The organism is Acidimicrobiales bacterium, from assembly GCA_035630295.1.
GTDB lineage: Bacteria > Actinomycetota > Acidimicrobiia > Acidimicrobiales > Iamiaceae > Iamia.
The window spans coordinates 83,273-104,778 of the sequence record DASQKY010000012.1 but is presented as its reverse complement, the minus strand read 5'-3'; the positions used below and the strand labels follow the sequence as shown (position 1 = coordinate 104,778).

22 protein-coding genes are annotated in these 21,506 nt (G+C 74.8%); 19 read left to right on the top strand and 3 right to left on the bottom strand.

The window, feature by feature from the left end; all coding sequences use genetic code 11:
- Nucleotides 1-6: 6 nt before the first annotated feature.
- A complete protein-coding gene (locus VEW93_03600) occupies nucleotides 7-681 on the bottom strand; it encodes a DUF4337 family protein (GenBank protein HYI60873.1) in 675 nt (224 codons plus the stop codon).
- A 124-nt stretch (nucleotides 682-805) separates the two neighbouring features.
- Here VEW93_03600 and VEW93_03595 point away from each other — a divergent pair, with 124 nt between their 5' ends.
- The 9 genes from VEW93_03595 (at nucleotide 806) to VEW93_03555 (ending at nucleotide 7,004) form a co-directional block, all read left to right on the top strand.
- Nucleotides 806-1,879 (top strand): glycosyltransferase family 4 protein, encoded by a 1,074-nt coding sequence (locus tag VEW93_03595; protein HYI60872.1) that lies wholly within the window; start codon nucleotides 806-808, stop codon nucleotides 1,877-1,879.
- Between the two features lie 90 nt (nucleotides 1,880-1,969).
- On the top strand, nucleotides 1,970-2,527 hold the full coding sequence (locus VEW93_03590) for a LemA family protein (GenBank protein HYI60871.1): 558 nt from the start codon (nucleotides 1,970-1,972) through the stop codon (nucleotides 2,525-2,527).
- A gap of 7 nt (nucleotides 2,528-2,534) precedes the next feature.
- On the top strand, nucleotides 2,535-3,275 hold the full coding sequence (locus tag VEW93_03585) for a M48 family metalloprotease (protein HYI60870.1): 741 nt from the start codon (nucleotides 2,535-2,537) through the stop codon (nucleotides 3,273-3,275).
- 50 nt (nucleotides 3,276-3,325) lie between these two features.
- Nucleotides 3,326-3,748, top strand: a complete 423-nt coding sequence (locus VEW93_03580) for a hypothetical protein (GenBank protein HYI60869.1) — start codon at nucleotides 3,326-3,328, stop codon at nucleotides 3,746-3,748.
- A complete protein-coding gene (locus VEW93_03575; protein HYI60868.1) occupies nucleotides 3,748-4,170 on the top strand; it encodes a YbaN family protein in 423 nt (140 codons plus the stop codon). The genes VEW93_03580 and VEW93_03575 overlap by 1 nt, the downstream gene beginning before the upstream one ends.
- A gap of 74 nt (nucleotides 4,171-4,244) precedes the next feature.
- Nucleotides 4,245-5,153: a pyridoxal 5'-phosphate synthase lyase subunit PdxS gene (gene pdxS / locus VEW93_03570; protein ID HYI60867.1), complete on the top strand. Its 909-nt coding sequence runs from the start codon at nucleotides 4,245-4,247 to the stop codon at nucleotides 5,151-5,153.
- On the top strand, nucleotides 5,150-5,743 hold the full coding sequence (gene pdxT, locus VEW93_03565; protein HYI60866.1) for a pyridoxal 5'-phosphate synthase glutaminase subunit PdxT: 594 nt from the start codon (nucleotides 5,150-5,152) through the stop codon (nucleotides 5,741-5,743). The genes pdxS and pdxT overlap by 4 nt, the downstream gene beginning before the upstream one ends.
- An 8-nt stretch (nucleotides 5,744-5,751) precedes the next feature.
- Entirely contained in the window at nucleotides 5,752-6,504 is a 753-nt protein-coding gene (locus VEW93_03560; GenBank protein ID HYI60865.1) for a YebC/PmpR family DNA-binding transcriptional regulator, read from the top strand.
- Nucleotides 6,501-7,004 (top strand): peroxiredoxin, encoded by a 504-nt coding sequence (locus VEW93_03555; protein ID HYI60864.1) that lies wholly within the window; start codon nucleotides 6,501-6,503, stop codon nucleotides 7,002-7,004. Before VEW93_03560 ends, VEW93_03555 begins: the two co-directional genes overlap by 4 nt.
- A gap of 9 nt (nucleotides 7,005-7,013) precedes the next feature.
- Here the strand turns inward: VEW93_03555 and VEW93_03550 are convergent, their stop codons facing one another.
- A complete protein-coding gene (locus tag VEW93_03550; GenBank protein HYI60863.1) occupies nucleotides 7,014-7,838 on the bottom strand; it encodes an ABC transporter permease subunit in 825 nt (274 codons plus the stop codon).
- Nucleotides 7,835-8,899, bottom strand: coding sequence for an ABC transporter ATP-binding protein (locus tag VEW93_03545; GenBank protein HYI60862.1), 1,065 nt, complete (start codon nucleotides 8,897-8,899; stop codon nucleotides 7,835-7,837). Before VEW93_03545 ends, VEW93_03550 begins: the two co-directional genes overlap by 4 nt.
- A 76-nt stretch (nucleotides 8,900-8,975) precedes the next feature.
- On the opposite strand from VEW93_03545, the gene ruvC reads away from it, so the two are divergent.
- The 10 genes from ruvC (at nucleotide 8,976) to VEW93_03495 (ending at nucleotide 21,418) form a co-directional block, all read left to right on the top strand.
- Entirely contained in the window at nucleotides 8,976-9,476 is a 501-nt protein-coding gene (ruvC, locus tag VEW93_03540) for a crossover junction endodeoxyribonuclease RuvC (GenBank protein HYI60861.1), read from the top strand.
- A 17-nt stretch (nucleotides 9,477-9,493) separates the two neighbouring features.
- Nucleotides 9,494-10,111 (top strand): Holliday junction branch migration protein RuvA, encoded by a 618-nt coding sequence (gene ruvA / locus VEW93_03535; GenBank protein HYI60860.1) that lies wholly within the window; start codon nucleotides 9,494-9,496, stop codon nucleotides 10,109-10,111.
- On the top strand, nucleotides 10,108-11,181 hold the full coding sequence (gene ruvB / locus VEW93_03530; protein ID HYI60859.1) for a Holliday junction branch migration DNA helicase RuvB: 1,074 nt from the start codon (nucleotides 10,108-10,110) through the stop codon (nucleotides 11,179-11,181). The genes ruvA and ruvB overlap by 4 nt, the downstream gene beginning before the upstream one ends.
- A 9-nt stretch (nucleotides 11,182-11,190) precedes the next feature.
- The gene (locus VEW93_03525; GenBank protein HYI60858.1) at nucleotides 11,191-12,357 is read left to right on the top strand and encodes a glutamate--cysteine ligase; all 1,167 of its coding nucleotides are present in this window, start codon (nucleotides 11,191-11,193) and stop codon (nucleotides 12,355-12,357) included.
- Nucleotides 12,354-13,601 (top strand): amidohydrolase, encoded by a 1,248-nt coding sequence (locus tag VEW93_03520; GenBank protein HYI60857.1) that lies wholly within the window; start codon nucleotides 12,354-12,356, stop codon nucleotides 13,599-13,601. The genes VEW93_03525 and VEW93_03520 overlap by 4 nt, the downstream gene beginning before the upstream one ends.
- Complete coding sequence (gene queA / locus VEW93_03515) at nucleotides 13,598-14,653, top strand: tRNA preQ1(34) S-adenosylmethionine ribosyltransferase-isomerase QueA (protein HYI60856.1); 1,056 nt, start codon at nucleotides 13,598-13,600, stop codon at nucleotides 14,651-14,653. The genes VEW93_03520 and queA overlap by 4 nt, the downstream gene beginning before the upstream one ends.
- Nucleotides 14,650-15,774, top strand: a complete 1,125-nt coding sequence (gene tgt / locus VEW93_03510; GenBank protein HYI60855.1) for a tRNA guanosine(34) transglycosylase Tgt — start codon at nucleotides 14,650-14,652, stop codon at nucleotides 15,772-15,774. The genes queA and tgt overlap by 4 nt, the downstream gene beginning before the upstream one ends.
- Nucleotides 15,775-15,936: 162 nt before the next feature.
- Entirely contained in the window at nucleotides 15,937-17,949 is a 2,013-nt protein-coding gene (secD, locus tag VEW93_03505; protein ID HYI60854.1) for a protein translocase subunit SecD, read from the top strand.
- On the top strand, nucleotides 17,946-19,127 hold the full coding sequence (gene secF, locus VEW93_03500) for a protein translocase subunit SecF (GenBank protein HYI60853.1): 1,182 nt from the start codon (nucleotides 17,946-17,948) through the stop codon (nucleotides 19,125-19,127). Before secD ends, secF begins: the two co-directional genes overlap by 4 nt.
- Before the next feature lie 53 nt (nucleotides 19,128-19,180).
- Nucleotides 19,181-21,418 carry a bifunctional (p)ppGpp synthetase/guanosine-3',5'-bis(diphosphate) 3'-pyrophosphohydrolase gene (locus VEW93_03495; protein ID HYI60852.1) on the top strand — a complete coding sequence of 746 codons (2,238 nt, stop codon included), beginning with the start codon at nucleotides 19,181-19,183 and terminating at the stop codon, nucleotides 21,416-21,418.
- Nucleotides 21,419-21,506 lie beyond the last annotated feature (88 nt).

Genomic DNA, 21,506 nt, shown 5'->3' with positions numbered 1-21,506 from the left:
GAGGACCTACCCCAGGGCGCTCTGGCCGTCGAGCATGGCCATGATCCCCGGGACGATGACCAGGGCGCTGCCGATGAGGGCGGCGTAGCGCACGCCCTGGACCTTGAACAGGCTGGCCACGCCGGCCAGGAACAGGGAGATGGCCAGGAACACCGACGCCTGCTCGAACTTGTCCCCGGCCGAGTCGGCCTTGGCCGCCTCGGTGAACTGGGTCTCGGCGTCCGCGCTGAACTCGTTGTACTCCTCGAGCGCCGTCTCCTGGTAGGCGTCGACGTCCAGGGCGGTGGCCGGCCGCTCGTCCTCCGGCAGGTTCTCCCAGCTCGTCGTGGCGGCCTCCAGGTTGTCGTCGAAGAACAGGGCCCGCAGGCCCAGGCCCACCTCCGGGTCGTCGTTGGCGGCCAGCAGGTAGTCGCGAAACAGCTGCTGGTCGGCGTAGTAGGTCTGGGAGTAGTCGTCGTAGGAGCTGTTGGCGTCCGAGGTCGACTTGGCGGACTCGGTGTAGCCCTTGAGGGCGTCGCCGTCGGTGAGGGCGGCCTTGTAGGCCGAGAAGGCGGTCAGGGCCCCGGCGATGCCGAGGAGGATGGCGGCCACCACCTCGACCCGGTCGTGACCCTCCTTCTCCTTGGGCTTGGCCCGCGGGGCGGGCTCCGGCGCGACGGTCTCGTCCTGGGCGTCCGACATCTGTGCTGCTTCCCCGTTCCTGGGGGGCTCCCACGGCCCCGACCGGCGCTGTCTAGCACCCCCGGGCCCGGCGACGCCCGGCTGGCTGGGGCCGGGGCCGGGGCCGGGCCGTAGGCTCCGGCCCGTGCGGATCGGCCTCGTCTGCCCCTACAGCCTGACCATCCCCGGGGGCGTGCAGGCCCAGGTGCTGGGGCTGGCCCGGGCCCTGCGGGCCCACGGCCACCCGGCCCGGGTGCTGGCCCCCTGCGACGGCCCGCCGCCGGACGCCTGGGTGACCCCGCTGGGCAACAGCATGCCGATGGCCGCCAACGGCTCCATCGCCCCCCTGGCCCCCGACGTGGCGGCCCAGCTCCGCCTCATCCGGGCCGCCCGCGACGAGGGGTTCGACGTGCTCAACCTGCACGAGCCGCTGGGGCCGGGGGCGTGCATGACGGCCTGCGTGGTCAAGCCGGCCCCGCTGGTGGGGACGTTCCACGCCGCCGGGGTGTCGGGCGCGTACCGGGCCCTGGGCCCCGTGGTGCGCCGCCTGGCCGGCCGGCTCGACCTGCGGTGCGCGGTCTCCGCCGATGCCGAGGAGCTGGCCGCGGCCCACCTCGGCGGCAGCTACGAGCGGGTCTACAACGGCATCGAGATCCCCTTCTTCGCCGAGGCCGAGCCCACGCCCACCGACGGCCACCCCACCGTCTTGTTCCTGGGCCGCCACGACGAGCGCAAGGGCCTGGAGGTCCTGCTCGACGCCCTGGGCGACCTGCCCCGCGACGTGCGCCTGTGGGTGGCCGGCGACGGCCCCGACACCGACCGCCTGGCCCAGCGCACCTCCGGCGACCCCCGGGTCGAGTGGCTGGGCCGCATCTCGGACGCCGAGAAGGCGTCCCGGTTGCGGGGCGCCACCGCCTACTGCGCCCCCTCGTTGCGGGGTGAGTCCTTCGGCGTGGTGCTGCTGGAGGCCATGGCCGCCGGCACCGCCATCGTGGCCAGCGACCTGGCCGGCTACCGCCGGGTGGCCCGGCCGGACCACGACGCCGTCCTGGTCCCCCCGGGCGACGCCGCCGCCCTGGCCCGGGCGCTCCAGGCCGTGCTGGGCGACCCGGACTGGGCGGCCCGCCTGGTGGCCTCGGGCCGGGAGCGGGCCGAGGTGTTCTCCATGGACCGCCTGGCCCGGTGCTACCTCGACCTGTACGAGCGGGTGGCCGGCTGAGCCCGGTGGCCGGGGCGCCGGAGGGCGGGGTCTAGGCTCGCTCCGCCCGTCCCGGCGGGCGCCGCCCCCCGCACCCCGCCCGGAGGACCCGTGGGATCGATCATCGCCATCGTGGCCCTCGTCCTGGTGCTGGTCGTGGCCATCGGCCTGGTCGTGCTCTACAACGGCCTGGTCAGGCTCAAGAACCGGGTCGAGGCGGCGTGGGCCCAGATCGAGGTGCAGCTCAACCGGCGCCACGACCTGATCCCCAACCTGGTCGAGACGGTGAAGGGCTACGCGGCCCACGAGCAGGCCACCCTGGAGCAGGTAATCACCGCCCGCAACCGGGCGGTGGCCGCCTCGTCGCCGGCCGAGCAGGCCTCGGCCGAGCAGGCGGTGTCGGGCGCCCTGGCCAACGTGTTCGCCCTGTCCGAGGCCTACCCCGACCTGAAGGCCAACCAGAACTTCCTGGCCCTCCAGGAGGAGCTGACCACCAGCGAGGATCGCGTGGCCTACGCCCGGCAGTACTACAACGACGCCGTGAACCGGTACAACACCAAGATCGAGACCATGCCCTCGGTGTTCCTGGCCCGCATGGCCGGCTACGGCCCCCGGCAGTACTTCCAGGCCGAGGGCGACGCCCGGGGCCCCGTCGACGTGAGCTTCTGACCGGCCTGTGTACCAGCACCTCGTCCGCACCACGCGCCGCTCCGCCCTGCTGCTCGGCGCATCCGCCCTGCTGCTGGCGGTGGCGGTGGTGGCCATCCCGGCCTGGCTGGTCGGCCTGGGCCCGGTGGGCGTCGTCGTGGCCGTGGCGGTGGTCGGGGCGGCGGCCTTCGCTCTGTGGTGGACCGCGGAGCGGGTGGCCCTGTCGGCCAGCCGGGCCCGGCCCGCGGATCCGGGGGAGCACGCCCGGCTCCACAACCTGGTCGAAGGGCTGTGCGTGGCCAGCGGCCTGCCCAAGCCGGATCTCTACGTCGTCGACGACGAGGCCCCCAACGCACTGGCCCTGGGGCGCTCCCCGCAGCGCGCCGCCATCGTGGTCACCACCGGCCTGCTGGCGACGATGACCCGGGTCGAGCTGGAGGCGGTGCTGGCCCACGAGCTGAGCCACATCAAGCACGACGACGTGCAGGTGGCCACCCTGGCCGTCACCGCGCCGCCGCTGCGCCGGGTGGTGGACCGGGACCGCCACGCCCTGGCCGACATCGCCGCGGTGGAGGTGACCCGGTACCCGCCGGCCCTCGTCTCGGCCCTGGAGAAGCTGCGGGACGCCGCCGCCGTGGTCCAGGTCTCGTCGCCGGCCATCGCCCACCTGTGGATCGAGTCGCCCACGGCCCGGCCCGAGGGCGGGGACGGCCGGTCCGACACCCACCCGCCCATCGAGGACCGCATCGCCACCCTCCGGGAGCTGTGAGCGCCCGCTCCGGGTTGGCCGGTGGGGGACGGGGCTGCGAGCATGGCGCCGTGTCCACCGTGCCCACGGCCGCGCCCGAGCCCTCCCTGGCCGCGGCTCCGCCCGCCCCGGCCCGCTCCAGTGCCGACGAGCTGGCCCGCCGGGTCCTGCGCATCTCCGACGCGCAGCCCCGGCTGGGCGAGGACGCGCTGCGCAGCGCCTTCAGCCGCTCGATCCTGGTCTCGGCCACCCGGTGCATCCTCACCTACCTGGTGATCCCGTTCCTGGGGCCGGCCCTGGGCCTGGCCGCCGGGGTGGGGCCGCTGGTCGGCATCCCGGTCGGGGCGCTGGCCATCGTGTTCAACGTCAAGAGCATCCGCCGCTTCTGGCGGGCCGACCACCGCTGGCGCTGGGCCTACACCGCGGTGGGGGGCACGGTGATCGCCCTGCTGGTGGTCCTGATCGCCCGGGACCTCGTCGAGCTGTTGACCTAGTGCCCCCGGCCCCGAACCGCGCCTCCCGGGCGGCGTGGACGGCGCTCGGCTTCGTGGGGGTGGGGGTCGGCACCCTGGGCGTGGTGCTGCCCGGGCTGCCCACCGTCGGCCCCTTCGTGTTCGCGGCGTGGTGCTTCTCCAAGTCCAGCCCCCGCTTCGAGCGGTGGGTCCTGGACCTGCCCGGCGTGGGCCCCATGGTGCGTGACCACCGGGCCGGCCTGGGCATGCCCCGGCGGGCCAAGGTGCTGGCCGGCGCCATGATCGTGGTGGCCTGCTCGCTGAGCATCGCCCTGGGCGTGGACCGCCTGGCCGTGCGCCTGGCCATCGCCGCCGCCGGGGCGGTGGGGGTGGCCTGGATCGCCTGGCGGGTGCCCACCCGGGAGGCCGTCCTGGCCCGCCGGGGCGCCGGCGAGGGCCTCTGAGCGGTCCCGCCCGAGGGCCGATCCGTGGGCCAACCGGCTTCGGGGTCGGGGGAGGCCGGTCGTAGAGTGGACCCATGCCCGAGAGCCCCACGACTGCCTCCACCCCGCCCGAGACCGGGACGTTCCGGGTGAAGCGCGGCCTGGCCGAGATGCTCCGGGGCGGCGTGATCATGGACGTGGTCGACCCCGAGCAGGCCAAGGTGGCCGAGGACGCCGGCGCGGTGGCGGTCATGGCCCTGGAGCGGGTGCCGTCCGACATCCGCCGGGACGGCGGCGTGGCCCGCATGAGCGACCCGGAGATGATCGAGGGCATCAAGGCCGCGGTCACCATCCCGGTCATGGCCAAGGCCCGCATCGGCCACTTCGTCGAGGCCCAGATCCTCGAGGCCCTGGGCGTCGACTTCGTGGACGAGTCCGAGGTCCTGACCCCGGCGGACGAGACCCACCACATCGACAAGTGGGCCTTCACCGTCCCCTTCGTGTGCGGGGCCACGAACCTGGGCGAGGCCCTGCGGCGCATCTCCGAGGGGGCCTGCATGATCCGCTCCAAGGGCGAGGCCGGCACCGGCAACATCGTCGAGGCCGTCCGGCACCTGCGCACCATCCTGGGCGACATCCGCAAGCTCACCCAGGCCGACGGGGCCGAGCAGTTCGAGTGGGCCAAGCGGCTCCAGGCCCCCCTGCCCCTGGTCCAGGAGGTGGCGTCGGTCGGCCGCCTCCCCGTCCCCCTGTTCTGCGCCGGGGGCATCGCCACCCCGGCGGATGCCGCCCTGGTCATGCAGCTGGGGGCCGAGGCCACGTTCGTGGGCTCGGGCATCTTCAAGTCCGACGACCCGGCCCGCCGGGCCAAGGCCGTGGTCGAGGCCACCACCCACTTCGGCGACCCGGCCATCCTGGCCAAGGTGTCCCGGGGCCTGGGAGCGGCCATGCCCGGCCTGGAGGTCGGCGCCCTGGAGACCACCTTCGCCGACCGGGGCTGGTGAGCCCGGGGGTGAAGGTCGGCGTCCTGGCCCTGCAGGGCGCGGTGTCCCACCACGTCGACGCCCTGGCCGCCCTGGGGGCCGAGCCCGTTGCCGTCCGCACCGCCGCGGAGCTGGACACGGTCGACGCCGTGGTCCTGCCGGGCGGCGAGTCGACGACCATGTCGCTGCTGCTGGCCTCCAGCGGCCTGCACGAGCGCCTGGCCGAGCGGTTGGCCGACGGCCTGCCGGCCCTGGGCACCTGCGCGGGGATGATCCTGCTGGCCACCGAGGTGGTCGACGGCCGCCCCGACCAGCGCAGCCTGGGGGCCATCGACGTCACCGTGCGGCGCAACGCCTTCGGCCGCCAGGTGGACTCCTTCGAGGCCGACCTGGACGTCACGTGGGACGGCGCCCCCCTGGACGGCGGCCCGTACCACGCCGTGTTCATCCGGGCCCCGATCGTCGAGGCGGCCGGCCCCGGGGTCGAGATCCTGGCCGCGGTGGACGGTCGGCCCGTCCTGGCCCGACAGGGGGCGGTGATCGTGGCATCGTTCCACCCGGAGCTGACCGACGACCTGCGCCTCCACCACCTCTTCCTGACCAGCCTCTAGGAGGTCCGATGTCCGGCCATTCCAAGTGGGCCACCATCAAGCACAAGAAGGGCGCCGCCGATGCCAAGCGGGGGAAGCTCTTCGCCAAGCTCATCCGCCAGGTCGAGGTGGCGGCCCGCCAGGGCGGCGGCGACCCCGAGTCCAACCCGACCCTGCGCACCATGTTCCAGAAGGCGCGGGACTCCTCGGTGCCGCTCGACACCATCCAGCGGGCGGTCAAGCGGGGCACCGGCGAGCTCGAGGGCGTCATCTACGAGCAGATCACCTACGAGGGCTACGCCCCCCACGGCGTGGCCGTGCTGATCGAGGTGCTCACCGACAACCGCAACCGGACCGGTTCGGAGATCCGCACCACGTTCAACCGGGCCGGTGGGTCGATGGCCGAGCCCGGGGCCGTGGCCTGGCAGTTCGACCGCAAGGGTTCGATCCTGCTCGACCGCGCCGCCGACGAGGACGAGCTGATGCTGGCCGCCCTGGACGCCGGGGCCGAGGACATCGCCGATGACGGCGAGGCCTGGCGGGTGACCACCCCGCCGTCGGACCTGCACGCGGTGCGCAGCGCCCTGGAGGAGGCCGGCTTCGCGGTGGAGTCCTCCGACCTGGCCATGGTGGCGGCCAACCTGGTGCCCCTGGCCTCGGCCGGCGACGCCAGATCGGTCCTGGCCCTCATCGACGCCCTGGAGGACAACGACGACGTGCAGGCCGTGCACGCCAACTTCGACATCGCCGACGACGTGTTCGCGGCGTTGGAGGTGGGGTGAGCGAGGTGGCCGGGGTGGAGCCCGAGGGGCGGGCCAGCCTGCACCTGGGGGACGAGGCGCCCGACTTCACCCTGCCCGGGGTGGAGGGCGGGGAGCCGGGCACGTGGACCCTGTCGGCCCTGCGGGGCCAGCCGGTGGTCCTCGTCTTCTACCCGGGCGACGGGACGCCGGTGTGCACGCGGCAGCTGGTCAGCTACACCGACGAGATCGAGGCCTTCGCCGAGGTCGGGGCCCGGGTGCTGGCCCTCAGCCCGCAGTCGGTGGAGAGCCACCGGGCCTTCGCGGCCGACAACGGCGGCTTCGCCTTCCCCCTGCTGGCCGACGAGGACAAGGCCGTGGGCCACGCCTACGGCATCGTGGGCCCGCTGGGCTTCTACCGGCGCTCGGTGTTCGTCATCGGCCTCGACGGCACCATCGGCTGGATCCACCGGGCCGTGGCCGGCCTGGCCTTCCAGCCCTCCGACGACATCGTCGGGGCCATCGACCGGCTGACCGCCTGAGGCGAGGGCTCAGACGCCGTCGGCCACGCCCAGCAGGCGGGCCCGCTTGATGGTGGACATGCCCCGGGCCAGGGAGGCGAGGGCGATGACCCAGGCCACGGCGCCGATGTACCAGCCCAGGCTGGTCGCCCCGAACAGGGAGCCGCTGGCCTGGGCGTAGGCCAGGCCGATGAGGGGCAACGTGACCAGCCCCGAGGCCTGCTGGGCGGCGGCGGTGGAGCGCACCCGGGCCGACAGGCGCAGCACGATGGAGAGGGTGATGGCCAGGAACGGCGGCAGCACCCACAGCACCAGCACCCACCACTGCGGGGTGGGGAAGAACCAGCCGCCCACCTCGGGGCCCACCAGCAGGTTGACCACCAGGGAGTAGGCGCCGAAGCCGACCACGGTGGTCAGGTAGCCGGGGATGATGCTGGCCAGCACCTTGCCCAGGTAGATCTCCCGGGTGGCGGCGGGGGAGTGGGCCAGGAACTCGCCGGTGCCCCGCTCCCGCTCGCCGACCAGGCTGGCCGCCCCCACCGCGGTGGAGATGGTGAGGGGGACGACGATGGCCACCGGGGCCAGCAGGAACACGGCCAGGGCGTAGGAGGTGCGGCCGCTGGCGGCCACGTCGGGGATGGACTGCTGGGCCCCCTTGGGCAGCACGTCCACCGCCTTGGACACCTTGTTGACCACGTCCACGTCCCCGATGCGGGTGATGGTCAGGAACAGGACGGTCGGGATGACCACGAAGAACAGGCTGCCGAGGATCACCATCGGCCCCCAGAAGTCCCGGGCCTGGGCCAGCTGCTTGAGCTCGGTCCGGACCACGACGCGCACACGGTGCCAGCTCATGAGATCCCGGCCTCCTGGGGCTCGCTCTCGGGGCGGACGACGTCTGGCGCCACGGGGAGGCCCTCGGGGGCCAGCCCGTCGGAGGGCGACGGCGTGGTGGCCAGGTGGGGGCGCCGGACCGCGAAGTACAGCTCCTCCAACGATCGCTGGTGGGGGGTGACCCTGGTCAGGCGGGCCCCCCGGGTGGTGAGGGCGACCACGATCTCGGGCACCCGGCGCAGGTCGTCGACGTCCACGTCGACCTCGTGGCCGGCCCCCGGCACCGGCGTCACCCGGCGCACGCCGGGCAGCTCGGCCAGGCCGGCCATGGCGGCCGGGTCCTCGGCCCCCAGCCGCACCGAGTCGTCGGGCCAGTAGCGCCGCATCAGCTCGTCGGGGGGGCCGGAGGCGATGTCGAGGCCACCCTCGATGACCACGACCTGCTCGGCCAGCCCCTCGGCCTCCAGCAGCAGGTGGGTGCACATGATGATCGTCGTGCCGTCCTCGGCCATCTCCTTGATCATCCGGAGCACGGCCTGGCTGGACTCGGGGTCGAGGCCCGAGGTGGGCTCGTCGAAGAGCAGCAGGTCGGGCCGGTGGAGCACGGAGCGGGCCAGGGCCAGTCGGGTCTTCATGCCGGTGGAGTAACCGCCCACCTGGGCGTCCAGGCTGCCCTGGATGCCGAAGCGGGTGGCGGCCTCCACCACCCGCTGGCGGGTGGCCGCCGACCAGCCCATGCCGTACAGCTCGGCCGCGTAGCGCAGGTTGTCGCGGCCCGAGAGCCGGTCGTAGAGGGCGGGCTTGGCCGACACCACGCCGCACCGGCGCCGCACGTCCTCGCCGTGGGTGGGGTCCGAGGGGTCGACGCCGAACACCCGCACCGCCCCGCTGTCGGCGTCCAGGGCCCCGGTGACCATCCGGATGGCGGTGGTCTTGCCGGCGCCGTTGGGGCCGAGCAGCACGGTGATGGTGCCCGGGGCGACGGTGAGGGAGAGGCCTCGCAGGGCCTCGACCCGGTCGAAGCGGCGCCGGACGTCGGCCAGGGCCACGACCGGCGGGGAGGTGGGGACGGAGGGGGCCATCTGCCCTCCATCGGCGGGCCCCGGCCCGCTGTGAGGTCCCCGGCCCCCGCCCGGGGAGGGCCTAGAGTCCGAACCCGTGTTCGTCCTCGGCATCGACCCCGGCCTGTCGCGTTGCGGCTACGCCTGCCTGGAGCCCGGGCCCCGGGGCGCCCGCGCCCGGGCCGTGGGGGTGATCCGCACCGACCCGGCCACCCCCCTCCCGGCCCGACTGGCCGAGCTGCAGGCCGAGCTGCGGGCCCTGCTGGCCGAGACCGCACCGGCGGTGGTGTCCATCGAGCGGGTGTTCTTCCAGGTCAACGTGCGCACGGCCATGGCCGTGGGGCAGGCCAGCGGGCTGGCCATGGCCGAGGCCCACGCCGCCGGGGCCGAGGTCGTGCAGTACACCCCGACCCAGGTCAAGCAGGCCGTGGCCGGCGACGGGCGGGCCGACAAGGACCAGGTGGGGCGCATGGTCCAGACCCTCCTGGGGCTGGCCGAGGCGCCCCGCCCCGCCGATGCCGCCGACGCCGCCGCCCTGGCCCTCTGCCACCTGGCCCACGCCCCGCTGCGGCGGGTGGTCGCCGGTCCTCGGGGCTGAGCGCGACCATGGCCGGGATGATCGGATCGCTGCACGGCACCCTGGCCGAGAGGGGAGCCGACGGCGAGTTGCTGGTCGAGGTGGGAGGCGTGGGCTACCGGGTGGTGGCCGGGCCGGCGACCACGGCCCGGTTGGGGGACGTGGGCGCCCAGGTCCACGTGTGGACCCACCACCACGTGCGGGAGGACGCCCAGGTCCTCTACGGCTTCGCCACCCGTGACGAGCGGGTGGCCTTCGAGGCCCTGATCTCGGCCCACGGCGTGGGCCCGGCTCTGGCCCTGGCCATCCTCTCGGTGCACGAGCCGCTGGCCCTGCGCCGGGTCCTGGCCGACGACGACGTGTCGGCCCTGTGCCTGGTGCCCGGGGTGGGCAAGAAGACCGCGGCCCGCCTCCTGGTCGAGCTCAAGTCCCGGCTGGACCTGCCGGTGGGCGACGTGGCCGCCGCGGTGGCGGCCGGCTCGGGCGCCAGCAATGGGAGCTCGGTCCCGTCGGCCCGGGCCGACGTGCGCGACGCCCTGGCCGCCCTGGGCTACGGGCCCGACGAGATCGCCGAGGCCACCCGGGACCTGCCCGAGGGCGACGACGTGCCGGCCCTGGTCCGCGACGCCCTGCGCCGCCTGGTGGCCCGCCGGTGAGGGACGAGCTGCTGGGCGACGCCGCCGGCGACGGCGAGGCCCTCCTGGCCCCCGGCCCGGTGGAGGGCGAGGAGGCGGCCGAGGCCGGCCTCCGCCCCCGCCGCCTGGACGACTTCGTGGGCCAGGCCGAGCTCAAGGAGCACCTGAGCATCATCCTGGAGGCGGCCCGCCGCCGGGGCCAGGCCGCCGACCACCTGCTCTTCGCCGGCCCTCCGGGGCTGGGCAAGACCACCCTGGCCGGGATCGTGGCCGCCGAGGTGGACGTGGCCCTGCACGTCACGTCGGGGCCGGCCCTGGAGCGGGCCGGCGACCTGGCCGCCATCCTGAGCCAGCTGGCCGACGGGGACGTGCTCTTCATCGACGAGATCCACCGCCTGTCCCGGGCCGTCGAGGAGGTGCTGTACCCGGCCATGGAGGACTTCGTGGTCGACATCGTGCTGGGCAAGGGCCCGGCGGCCCGCACCATCCGCATCGACGTCCCCCGCTTCACCCTGGTGGGGGCCACCACCCGCACCGGCCTCATCACCGGCCCGCTGCGCGACCGCTTCGGCCTGGTGGCCCGGCTGGACTACTACGAGCCCGCCGACCTGGAGGCCATCGTGCTGCGGGCGGCCACCATCCTGGACGTGGTCATCGACCCCGAGGGGGCCCGGGAGATCGCCGGCCGGGCCCGGGGCACGCCCCGCATCGCCAACCGCCTGCTGCGCCGGGTCCGCGACTACGCCGATGTGCGGGGCTCGGGGGCCGTCGACCTGGCCGCGGCCCGCACCGGCCTGTCGGTGTTCGGGGTGGACGAGCGGGGGCTCGACAAGGTGGACCGGGCCGTGCTCACCGCCCTGTGCACCCGCTTCGGCGGGGGACCGGTCGGCCTCTCGACCCTGGCCATCAGCGTGTCGGAGCCCACCGAGACCGTCGAGGACGTGCACGAGCCCTTCCTCATCCGCGAGGGCCTGCTGATGCGCACCCCCCGGGGCCGGGTGGCCACCCCGGCGGCCTGGGCCCACCTCGGCCTGGTCGTCCCTCGCTCCGCCCCCGGCGACCCGACCCCGCCCCCCGGCCTTTTCGGCTAGAGAGAGCCGGTGGACATCGACTTCAACAGCTCGCCGGGGCCCAGCCTGGGCGTCGAGGTGGAGCTGGAGCTGGTCGACGCCGTGACCGGGGAGCTGGTCAGCGCGGCCACCCCCATCCTGGCCGAGCTGGGGGCCGGCCACCCCGACGGGGCCCACCCCAAGGCCAAGCACGAGCTGTTCGAGTGCACCGTCGAGATCATCACCGGGGTGTGCGGCTCGGTGGCCGAGGTCCGGTCCGACCTCCAGGCCACCCTGGACGAGGTGACCGCCGCCGCCGAGCGCCGGGGCCTGGCCGTGATGTGCTCGGGCACCCACCCCTTCTCCTCGTGGCACGACCAGCAGGTCAGCCCCGATGCCCGCTACGACCGGCTCATCGAGGAGATGCAGTGGATGGCTCGGCGCCTGCAGATCTTCGGGGTCCACGTGCACGTCGGCGTCCGGAGCCGGCAGAAGGCGGTGGTCATCGCCAACGCCCTGGCCGGCACCATCCCCCACCTGCTGGCCCTCACCGCCTCCAGCCCGTTCTGGGAGGGGCGCGACACCGGCCTGGCCTCGTCCCGCAGCAAGGTGTTCGAGGGGTTGCCCACCGCCGGCCTGCCGGCCGAGCTGGAGAGCTGGGAGGAGTTCGAGCAGTTCATGGAGACCCTCGTCTCCTCGGCCGCCATCTCCACCGTGCGGGAGGTCTGGTGGGACATCCGCCCCCACCCCGACTTCGGCACCATCGAGCTGCGCATGTGTGACGGCATCCCCACCCTCTCGGAGATCACCGCGGTGGCCGCCCTGGCCCAGTGCCTGGTCACCGACCTCGACGACCGGTTCGATCGGGGCGAGCCGCTGACCCGCCCCCGCGAGTGGGTGCTCCGGCAGAACAAGTGGCGGGCCGGCCGCCACGGCCTCGACGCCGAGATCATCGTGGACGAGTCCGGGGCCCAGCAGCCGATGCGCCAGGCCGTGCGCGACCTGGTGGCCCGCATGGCCCCGGTGGCCGACCGGCTGGGCTGCGGGCCCGAGCTGGCCCGGATCGAGGAGATCGTCGCCGGCGGGGCCAGCTACGCCCGGCAGCGGGCCGCGGTGCCGGCCGGGGCCATGGGGGCCGGCGGCCTCCAGCCGGTGGTCGACCTCCTGGTGGCCGAGCTGGCGTCGGACACCCCTGGCGTGCTGCCCTCGATCCCGTGACCCCCTCGCCGGCCGAGCTCCCCCCGCCCGGGCCCCGGGCCCTCGAGCACCCGGCGCTGGCCGCCGCCGTGGCCGAGGTGGAGGCCGAGCTGGTGGCCCTGCGCCGCGACCTGCACGCCCACCCGGAGCCCTCCTGGGAGGAGCACCGCACCACCGAGGTGGTGGCGGCCACCCTGGCCGCCGCCGGCCTGTCCCCGGTCCCGGCGGCCACCCCCACCGGGTTGCTGTGCGACGTGGGCGACCGGCCCGAGATGGGCACCCCGCTGGTGGTGCTGCGGGCCGACCTCGACGCCCTGCGCATGCCGGACGTGAAGGACGTGCCCTACCGGTCGACCGTCCCCGGGGTGTGCCACGCCTGCGGCCACGACGTCCACACCGCGGCGGCGGTGGGGGCGGCCATGGCCCTGGCCCGGGTCCTGCCCCCCGGGTGCGGGCGGGTGCGGGTGGTGTTCCAGCCGGCCGAGGAGTCCATCCCGTCCGGGGCTCGGGCCCTGGCCGAGGCCGGGACCGTGGCCGGCGCCGGCGCCGTGTTCGCCCTCCACTGCGACCCCCAGGTGCCGATCGGCCAGGTCGGCCTGTCGGCCGGCCCCATCACCTCGGCCTCGGACATGGTGGAGATCACCCTCCGGGGCCCCGGGGGCCACACCGCCCGGCCCCACCGGACCGCCGACCTGGTCAACGTGGCCGCCCGCCTGGCCGTCGACCTGCCGGCCGCCCTGGACCGGCTGACCGACCCCCGGGACGGGGTGAACCTGACCTTCGGCGCCCTCCTGGCCGGCGACGCCGCCAACGTCATCCCGGCCGAGGCCGTGCTGCGGGGCTCGCTGCGGGCCACGGCCCGCTCCGGCTGGGAGCAGGCCGCCCGGCTGCTGCCCGGCCTGGTGGCCGGCGTGGCCGACACGCGGGGCGCCACCTGGTCGCTGGACCACCGGGTGGGGTCGCCGCCCATGGAGAACGACCCGTGGGCCACCGAGGTCATGGGCCGGGCCGCCGGGGCGGTCCTGGGCGCCACCCGGGTGCGACCCACCCGCCAGAGCGGCGGCGGGGAGGACTTCTCGTGGCTGTGCGAGGAGGCCCCGGGCGCCTTCCTCCGCCTGGGCGTGACCGCGCCGGGGGTCGAGCCGGTCGACATCCACACCGCCGCCTTCGACGTGGACGAGGCCGCCGTCGGCCTGGGTGCCCGCCTGCTGGCCGGCGCGGCGGTGGAGGCCCTCGTCGCCCTGGCGGCCGCCCGCCGCCCATGACCCCGGTCGAGCGGTTCGCCTACCCGCTGCCCGACGACCGCATCGCCCAGGTCCCCCTCGAGCCCCGGGACGCGGCCCGCATGCTGGTCGACCGGGGGCCCCGGACCCCGCCCGGGCACCGGGGCGTCCGCGACCTGCCGTCCCTCCTCGACCCCGGCGACGTGCTGGTGGTGAACGACACCCGGGTCCTGCCGGCCCGGCTCCGGGCCCGCAAGCCCAGCGGCGGGGCGGTCGAGGTGCTGCTCCTGGAGCGCGAGCCGGCCGGCACGTGGCGGGCCCTGGTCCGCCCCGGGCGGCGGGTGGCCCCGGGCACGGTGGTGACCGCGGGCTCGCTGGCGGTGACGGTGGGGGCCGAGGTGGGCGACGGCGTGCGCCGGGTGGCCCTGGACGTCGGCGGCGACCCCGGGCCGGGCCCGGACCCCACCGCCGCCGAGCGGGCCGCCCTGGAAGCGAACGGCGAGGTGCCCCTGCCGCCCTACGTGCGCACCGCCCTGGCCGACCCCGAGCGATACCAGACGGTCTTCGCCCGGGTGCCCGGCTCGGTGGCCGCCCCCACCGCCGGCCTCCACCTGACCGAGCAGGTGCTCGACGCCTGCCGGGCGCGGGGGGTCCGGGTGGAGGCGGTGGAGCTGCGGGTGGGCCTGGGCACGTTCCGGCCCATCGACGCCGAGCGGGTCGAGGACCACGTCATGCACGCCGAGGCCTATCGGGTCGCCCCCGAGGTGCTCGACGCGTGCCGGCGGGCCCGGGCCCACGGCCGCCGGGTCACCGCGGTGGGCACCACCGTGCTGCGGGCCCTGGAGGCGGCGGCGACCACCGGGCAGGTCGAGGGCCGGACCGACATCTACGTCCACGGCGACCACCCCTTCCAGGTCGTGGACCGGCTGGTCACCAACTTCCACGTGCCCCGGTCGTCGCTGCTGGTCCTGGTGGACGCCCTGGTCGGTCCCCGGTGGCGCGCTCTCTACGACGTGGCCCTGGCCGACGGCTACCGGTTCCTCAGCTTCGGCGACTGCTGCCTGCTCGACCGGGCCTGGGGGCGGGCGGCGTGAGCGGCCACGTGGTCGAGGTGGAGGCCACCGATGGGACGGCCCGGGTGGGCCGGGTGGTGACGCCCCGGGGCAGCTTCCCGGTGCCGGCCTTCATGCCGGTGGGCACCCGGGGCTCGGTCCGGGCCCTCTCCGCCGCCGACCTCGACGACCTGGGCCCCCCGGTGGTCCTGGCCAACACCTACCACCTGATGCTGCGGCCCGGCGCCGAGGTGGTGCGCGACCTGGGCGGCCTGCACCGCTTCAGCGGCTGGGACGGCCACACCCTCACCGACTCGGGCGGCTACCAGGTGTTCTCCCTGGCCCCGAAGGTGGACGAGGAGGGGGCCACCTTCCGGTCGACCTACGACGGCAGCCGCCATCGCCTGACCCCCGAGGGGGCGGTGGCCGTCCAGGCCGACCTGGGCGCGGACGTCCAGATGGTGCTGGACATCTGCCCCGGCCTGCCGGCCCCCGACCGGGTGGTCCGGGAGGCGGCCGAGCGCACCGCCCGCTGGGCCGAGCGGGGTCGGGCCGCCTTCACCGCCCGGGACGGCCAGCCCGCAGCCGGAGGCGTGCACCAGGCCCAGTACGGCATCGTCCAGGGCGGCGTCGACCCCGCCCTCCGGGCCGACAGCGCCCGGTGGACCACCGACGTCGGCTTCGACGGCTACGCCGTGGGCGGCCTGTCGGTGGGGGAGTCGCGGGACCAGATGCTGCCGGCCCTGGCCGCCGCCGTGGGCGGCCTGCCGGCCGAGCGGCCCCGGTACCTGATGGGCGTGGGCGACCCGGCCAGCATCGTGGAGGCCGTGGCCCTGGGGGTCGACATGTTCGACTGCGTCCTGCCCACCCGCCTGGCCCGGCACGGCACGTTGCTCACCGACACGGGGCGGCTCAACCTGCGCCAGGCCCGCTACCTCCGCGACCCCGGCCCCATCGACCCGGCGTGCCCGTGCCCGGTGTGCGCCCGGTGGTCACGGGGCTACCTCCGGCACTTGCTCCAGGTGGGGGAGCCGGCGGCGGCCCGCCTGCTCACCCTCCACAACGTGGCCTGGCTGCTGCGGCTGGTGGAGCGCACCGCGGCCGCGGTGCGGGCCGGCGGCCTGGCCGCCTGGAGGGCCGAGGTGCTGGCGGTGTGGGGCTGAGGGCCGGGGTGTGACGCCAGTGACAGGGCGTGCGCCTACTAGGGTTCCCCCGCTCTTTCTCGCATCGATAGGACGCCGCGTGCCTGGCTCGCTCCTTCCCTCCGCAGCCCTCGCGTCGGTGCTCCCGGCGCGCCCGGGCGCCCCCCTCCCGGCGGTGGCGTCGTGACCCGCCGCCGCACCGCCACGTCCCGGGCCGTCCTCGGGTTGGTGGTGGTGGCCTGCGTGGCCCTGGCCGTCTTCTCGGCCCTGACCGGCTGGCCCGAGACGTTCTGGGGTTGGGTCCTGCGGGCCGGCGTGCCGCTGGCCGTCCTGGCCCTGGCCTGGCGGGACTACGCCCGCCAGACGGGCCGGCTGGCCCGGATGCGCAACCGGGGCCTCGGAGCCCTGGCCCTGGTGCTGGGCCTGGCCGCCCTGTCGCTCACCGTGGTGGCCGCCAACCGGAGCACGCCGCAGCTGGGCCTCGACCTGCAAGGTGGCTTCTCGGTGGTGCTGACGGCCAAGGGCGACCCGGCCGACGACACCATCGACCAGGCCATGGAGATCATTCGCCAGCGCATCGACGGCCTGGGCGTGGCCGAGCCCGAGGTCACCCGCCAGGGCGACAACGTGGTGGTCGAGCTGCCGGGCGTGAAGGACCGGGCCCGGGCCCAGGAGGTGGTGGGCACCACGGCCAAGCTGGAGTTCCGGCCCGTGCTCCAGCCCAACATCACCTACTCCCAGGAGGCGGCCGACGCCGGTCGCGACCCGTGCCTGCCCCCCGAGGGCGCGGCGCCGGCTCCCGCCGCCGACCCGGGGGCCGCCACCACGCCGGCCGACCCGGGTGCCACCACGCCGGCCGACCCGAGCGCCACCACCGCCCCGGGGGCCACCACGGCGCCGCCGGCCACCACCGCGACGGGCTCGGCCGAGACCACGGCACCTCCGGCCGACGAGCAGGGCGCCCCCGTCCCGGGGCCGCGGCCCGCCACCGGCGTGGTCGACGGCGAGAACGCCGGCCCGCCCATCCCCGGCCGCCAGACGCCCGACCCGTCCAGCACCACCGCCCCCTCCACCGGGTCGACGACCGCCCCGCCGGCCTCCACCGCCCCGGGCCAGACCACCGCCCCGGCCGGGAGCACGGCGCCCGCCGCCCCGGCCGCGCCCGCCCCCGGCTCGGTGGTCCTGCCCCTCGAGGGCGGGGGCGCCTGCATGGCCCTCGGGCCGCCGGCCTTCGAGGGCGCCGCCCTCAGCAAGGCCACCGCCGCCCTGGGCCAGGCCGGCCAGTCGGCCTGGACGGTCAACGTGACGATCAAGGGCAACCAGCGCGACGCCGCCAACGACATGTTCAACGCCTGCAACCGGGCCGAGGACACCTGCCCGGCCGCCGGCCAGGGCGGCAAGGGCCTGGCCGCCATCGTGCTGGACGACCAGGTGGTGTCGGCCCCCGAGGTCAACAACCCCGACCTGGCCAACGGCGAGTTCACCATCAGCGGCGGGGGCACGGCCGGCTTCACCGAGGGCCAGGCCAAGGACCTGGCCCTCAAGCTGCGCTACGGCGCCCTGCCCGTCGAGTTCACCCGCAGCGCCGAGCGCCAGGTGTCGCCCACCCTGGGCGACGACTCGCTCCGGGCCGGCGTGCTGGCCGGTGGCATCGGCCTGGTGGCCGTGGCCCTGTACCTGCTCGCCTACTACCGGGCCCTGGGCGTGGTGGTGGTGCTGGGCCTCGGCGTGTGGGGGGCTCTGATGTACGGGGTGGTGTGCTGGCTGTCCTCCACCCAGGGCCTGACCCTGTCCCTGGCGGGGGTGGTCGGCATCGTGGTCTCGCTGGGCACCACGGTGGACTCCTACGTGGTCCACTTCGAGCGGCTCAAGGACGAGGTCCGCCTGGGCAAGTCGGTCCGCAGCTCGACCGAGAAGGGCTTCCAGAAGGCCTTCCGCACCATCCTCACCGCCGACCTGGCCTCGCTGATGGGCGCCGCCCTGCTCTGGTACCTCACCGTGGGCGCGGTGCGGGGCTTCGCCTTCTTCCTGGGCCTGTCGGTGGTGCTCGACCTGTTCGTGGCCTACTGCTTCGACCGGCCCGTGGTGGCGCTGCTGGCCCGCAGCTCGTTCTTCACCGAGAACCGCATCTTCGGCGTCGCCCGCGGCCTGGGCCGCAGTGACGGTGGCGCCTCGACCGTCGGAGCACGCTCGTGACCAGCCCCATCACCGACCCGACCGAGGAGAAGCGGGGCCTGCTGCGCCGCCTCTACCACGGCGAGACCGAGTTCAAGATCATCGGCCGGGCCCGGCTGTGGTTCGCCATCTCCGCCGCCATCATCCTCGTCGGCGTGATCGGCTTCCTGGGCCGGGGCGGGCTCAACCTGGGCATCGACTTCACCGGCGGGGCCCAGTGGGAGGTGCGGGCCAGCGGCACCACCGTGGCCCAGACCGAGGAGACCATGGAGGATCTCGGCTTCCCCGAGGTCGAGGTCCAGGAGGTCGGCGACGACCTGCGCGTCCAGACCCCGGAGATCGAGGGCACCGACGCCCAGCGCCAGGAGCGCAACGACGAGGTGGTCGAGGCCCTGGCCGAGCTGGCCGGGGTCGAGGCCGAGGACGTGGTGGTCAGCAGCGTGGGCGCCTCCTGGGGGCAGGAGATCTCCGAGAAGGCCCTGCGGGCCCTGGTGTTCTTCCTGATCGCCATCGTCATCTACATCACCATCCGCTTCGAGTTCCGGATGGCGGTGGCCACCCTCGGGGCCCTGGTCCACGACATCCTGGTGGTGGTCGGGGTCTACGCCGTGCTCCAGCTCCCGGTCACCCCGGCCACGGTCATCGCCATCCTGACCATCCTGGGCTTCTCCATCTACGACGGCATCGTGGTCTTCGACCGGGTCGACGAGAACACCCGGCTGCTCACCGCCAACGCGCGCATGACCTACAGCGAGATGATGGACCTGTCGCTCAACCAGGTCCTGATGCGGTCCCTGAACACGCAGATCACCGCCATCATCCCCATCATCTCGGTGCTGCTGGTGGGCTCGCTGGCCCTGGGGGCCACCACCCTCCAGGAGTTCGGCCTGGCCCTGTTCATCGGCCAGATGTCGGGGGCCTACTCGTCCATCTTCATCGCCTCGCCCCTGCTGGCCATCCTCAAGGAGCGCGAGCCCCGTTACCGCACCCTGCGGGCCCGCCTGGCCGAGAAGGGCGAACGGGCCGCGATCACCGCCGCCGACCTGCAGCCCGAGGCGGCCGGCGACGGGGACGGCGCCACCTCCGGTGATCCGGTGCCCCGGCGCCCGCCCCCGACCCGGCCCACCAGCGGCAAGGTCGGCACCTCCACCCTGCGCACCCACCCGCCCCGGCCCCGCAAGCAGGGCAAGCGCCGCTGACCCGACCCCCGTTCCCCGCGGCAACGCGTGGAACGGGCCCGGCACGCGCCACAATGGCGCCTGTGCCGACCGTCGACCGGGTGCTGCCCTGGAGGCGGTCGGCCGCGCCCCGGGACGAGGCCCTGGCCCCGCTGCTGGAGGACTACCGGGAGCGCCACCCCAAGGGCTCGACCGCCCTCATCACCCAGGCCTACGACGCGGCCAAGGTGGCCCACGCCGGCCAGGTCCGCAAGACGGGCGAGGCGTACGTCACCCACCCGCTGGCCGTGGCCCGCATCGTGGCCCACCTGGGGCTCGACGACGTCACCATCGCCGCCGCCCTCCTCCACGACGCGGTGGAGGACACGGCCATGTCGCTGGGCGACGTGGAGCGCGTGTTCGGCTCCCAGGTGCGCCACCTGGTCGACGGGGTCACCAAGATCGAGCGGCTGAACTTCGACTCCAAGGAGGCCCAGCAGGCGGCCACGGTCCGCAAGGTGCTGGTGGCCATGGCCCGCGACCTGCGGGTCATCATCATCAAGCTGGCCGACCGGCTCCACAACATGCGGACCCTGGCCGCCCTGCCGGAGTGGAAGCAGCAGCGCATCGCCCGGGAGACCTTGGACGTCTACGCCCCCCTGGCCCACCGGTTGGGCATGCAGGACCTGCGCCAGCAGTTGGAGGACCTGGCCTTCGCCACCCAGCACCCCAAGCGCTACGCCGAGATCGACCACATGGTGTCCATGCGGGCCCCCGAGCGGGACCTGTACCTGACCCAGGTGCTGGAGGACGTGCAGGCCCGCATCAAGGAGCTGCGCATCGACGCCGAGATCACCGGCCGGCCCAAACACTACTGGAGCATCTACGAGAAGATGGTGGTGAAGGGCCGGGCCTTCGACGACATCTTCGACCTGGTGGGCATCCGGGTCCTGGTCGACGCGGTGAAGGACTGCTACGCGGCGCTGGGCTCCATCCACGCCACCTGGACGCCGGTGCAGGGCCGGTTCAAGGACTACATCGCCCACCCCAAGTTCAACCTCTACCAGTCGCTGCACACCACGGTGGTGGGGCCCCAGGGCAAGCCCCTGGAGGTGCAGATCCGCACCCGGGAGATGCACAGCCGGGCCGAGGTGGGCGTGGCCGCCCACTACTCCTACAAGGAGGCCGGGGCCGACGCCGACGCCATGGTGTGGCTCAACCGCATCGTCGACTGGCAGCAGGAGATCACCGACCCCGAGCAGTTCTACAACGCCCTCAAGGTCGACCTGGACCAGGACGAGGTCTACGTCTTCACCCCCAAGGGCCGCATCATGACCCTGGTCAACGGGGCCACGCCCATCGACTTCGCCTACGCCGTGCACACCGAGGTGGGCCACGCCTGCGCCGGGGCCAAGGTCAACGGCCGCCTGGTCTCGCTGGACCACCCGCTCCACTCCGGTGACACCTGCGAGATCGTCACCTCCCGCACCCAGGGGGCGGGGCCCAAGCGGGACTGGCTCCAGCTGGTCAAGACGCCGCGGGCCTCCAACAAGATCCGCCAGTGGTTCTCGCGGGAGCGGCGGGAGGACGCCCTGGCCGCCGGGCGGGAGGACCTGGTCAAGGCCCTGCGCCGCGAGGGCCTCCCGGTGCGGGGCGTGAGCCACACCCTCCTGGACGAGGTCGCCCGGGAGATCAACCACACCGACGTCGACGCCCTGCACACCGCCATCGGCGAGCACCACGTGTCGCCGGAGTCGGTGGCCAGCCGCATCGCCAAGCGGCTCCGCAGCGGCGACCCCGACGAGGAGGACCAGCTCCCGACCACGGCCCGCACCCCTCGCCGCCCCCGGGCGGACCGGGCCGGCATCGGCGTCCACGTGGAGGGCCTGGACGACGTCATGGTGCGCCTGGCCAAGTGCTGCACCCCGGTGCCGGGCGACGAGATCATGGGCTTCGTCACCCGGGGGCGGGGCGTGTCGGTGCACCGCACGGACTGCGCCAACGCGGTGTCGCTGTCCACCGGCCAGGGCGGCCGCCTCATCGAGGTGGAGTGGGACGAGGACGGGGCCGGCTCCTTCACCGCCGGGGTGGAGATAAAGGCCCTGGATCGGCCCCGCCTGCTGGGCGACACGTCGTCGGCCTTCGCCGACCACAACATCAACATCCTGGCCTGCGACTCGCGGTCCGGCCCCGACCGGGTGACCATCATGCGCTTCGACGTCGAGCTGGGCGACCCCTCGCACCTGGAGTCGGTGCTGCGCTCGGTGCGGGGCATCGACGGCGTCTTCGAGGCCTACCGGGTCATGCCCGGCCGTCAGGGCAACGGGGGATAGGGCCCGACCGCGGCCGGCCCGCGCCCTGGCGCGTGGTGGTTGAGGTGCGGCGGCGTGGGTAGCGGGGCGCCGTCCCGAACGACGATCC

What these genes read in the sequence shown, in the direction of transcription:
- VEW93_03600 (HYI60873.1), bottom strand. Translation starts at nt 681, where the DNA reads ATGTCGGACGCCCAGGACGAGACCGTCGCGCCGGAGCCCGCCCCGCGG.
- pdxS (HYI60867.1), top strand. Translation starts at nt 4,245, where the DNA reads ATGCCCGAGAGCCCCACGACTGCCTCCACCCCGCCCGAGACCGGGACG.
- VEW93_03560 (HYI60865.1), top strand. Translation starts at nt 5,752, where the DNA reads ATGTCCGGCCATTCCAAGTGGGCCACCATCAAGCACAAGAAGGGCGCC.
- VEW93_03550 (HYI60863.1), bottom strand. Translation starts at nt 7,838, where the DNA reads ATGAGCTGGCACCGTGTGCGCGTCGTGGTCCGGACCGAGCTCAAGCAG.
- VEW93_03545 (HYI60862.1), bottom strand. Translation starts at nt 8,899, where the DNA reads ATGGCCCCCTCCGTCCCCACCTCCCCGCCGGTCGTGGCCCTGGCCGAC.
- ruvA (HYI60860.1), top strand. Translation starts at nt 9,494, where the DNA reads ATGATCGGATCGCTGCACGGCACCCTGGCCGAGAGGGGAGCCGACGGC.
- queA (HYI60856.1), top strand. Translation starts at nt 13,598, where the DNA reads ATGACCCCGGTCGAGCGGTTCGCCTACCCGCTGCCCGACGACCGCATC.
- VEW93_03495 (HYI60852.1), top strand. Translation starts at nt 19,181, where the DNA reads ATGGCGCCTGTGCCGACCGTCGACCGGGTGCTGCCCTGGAGGCGGTCG.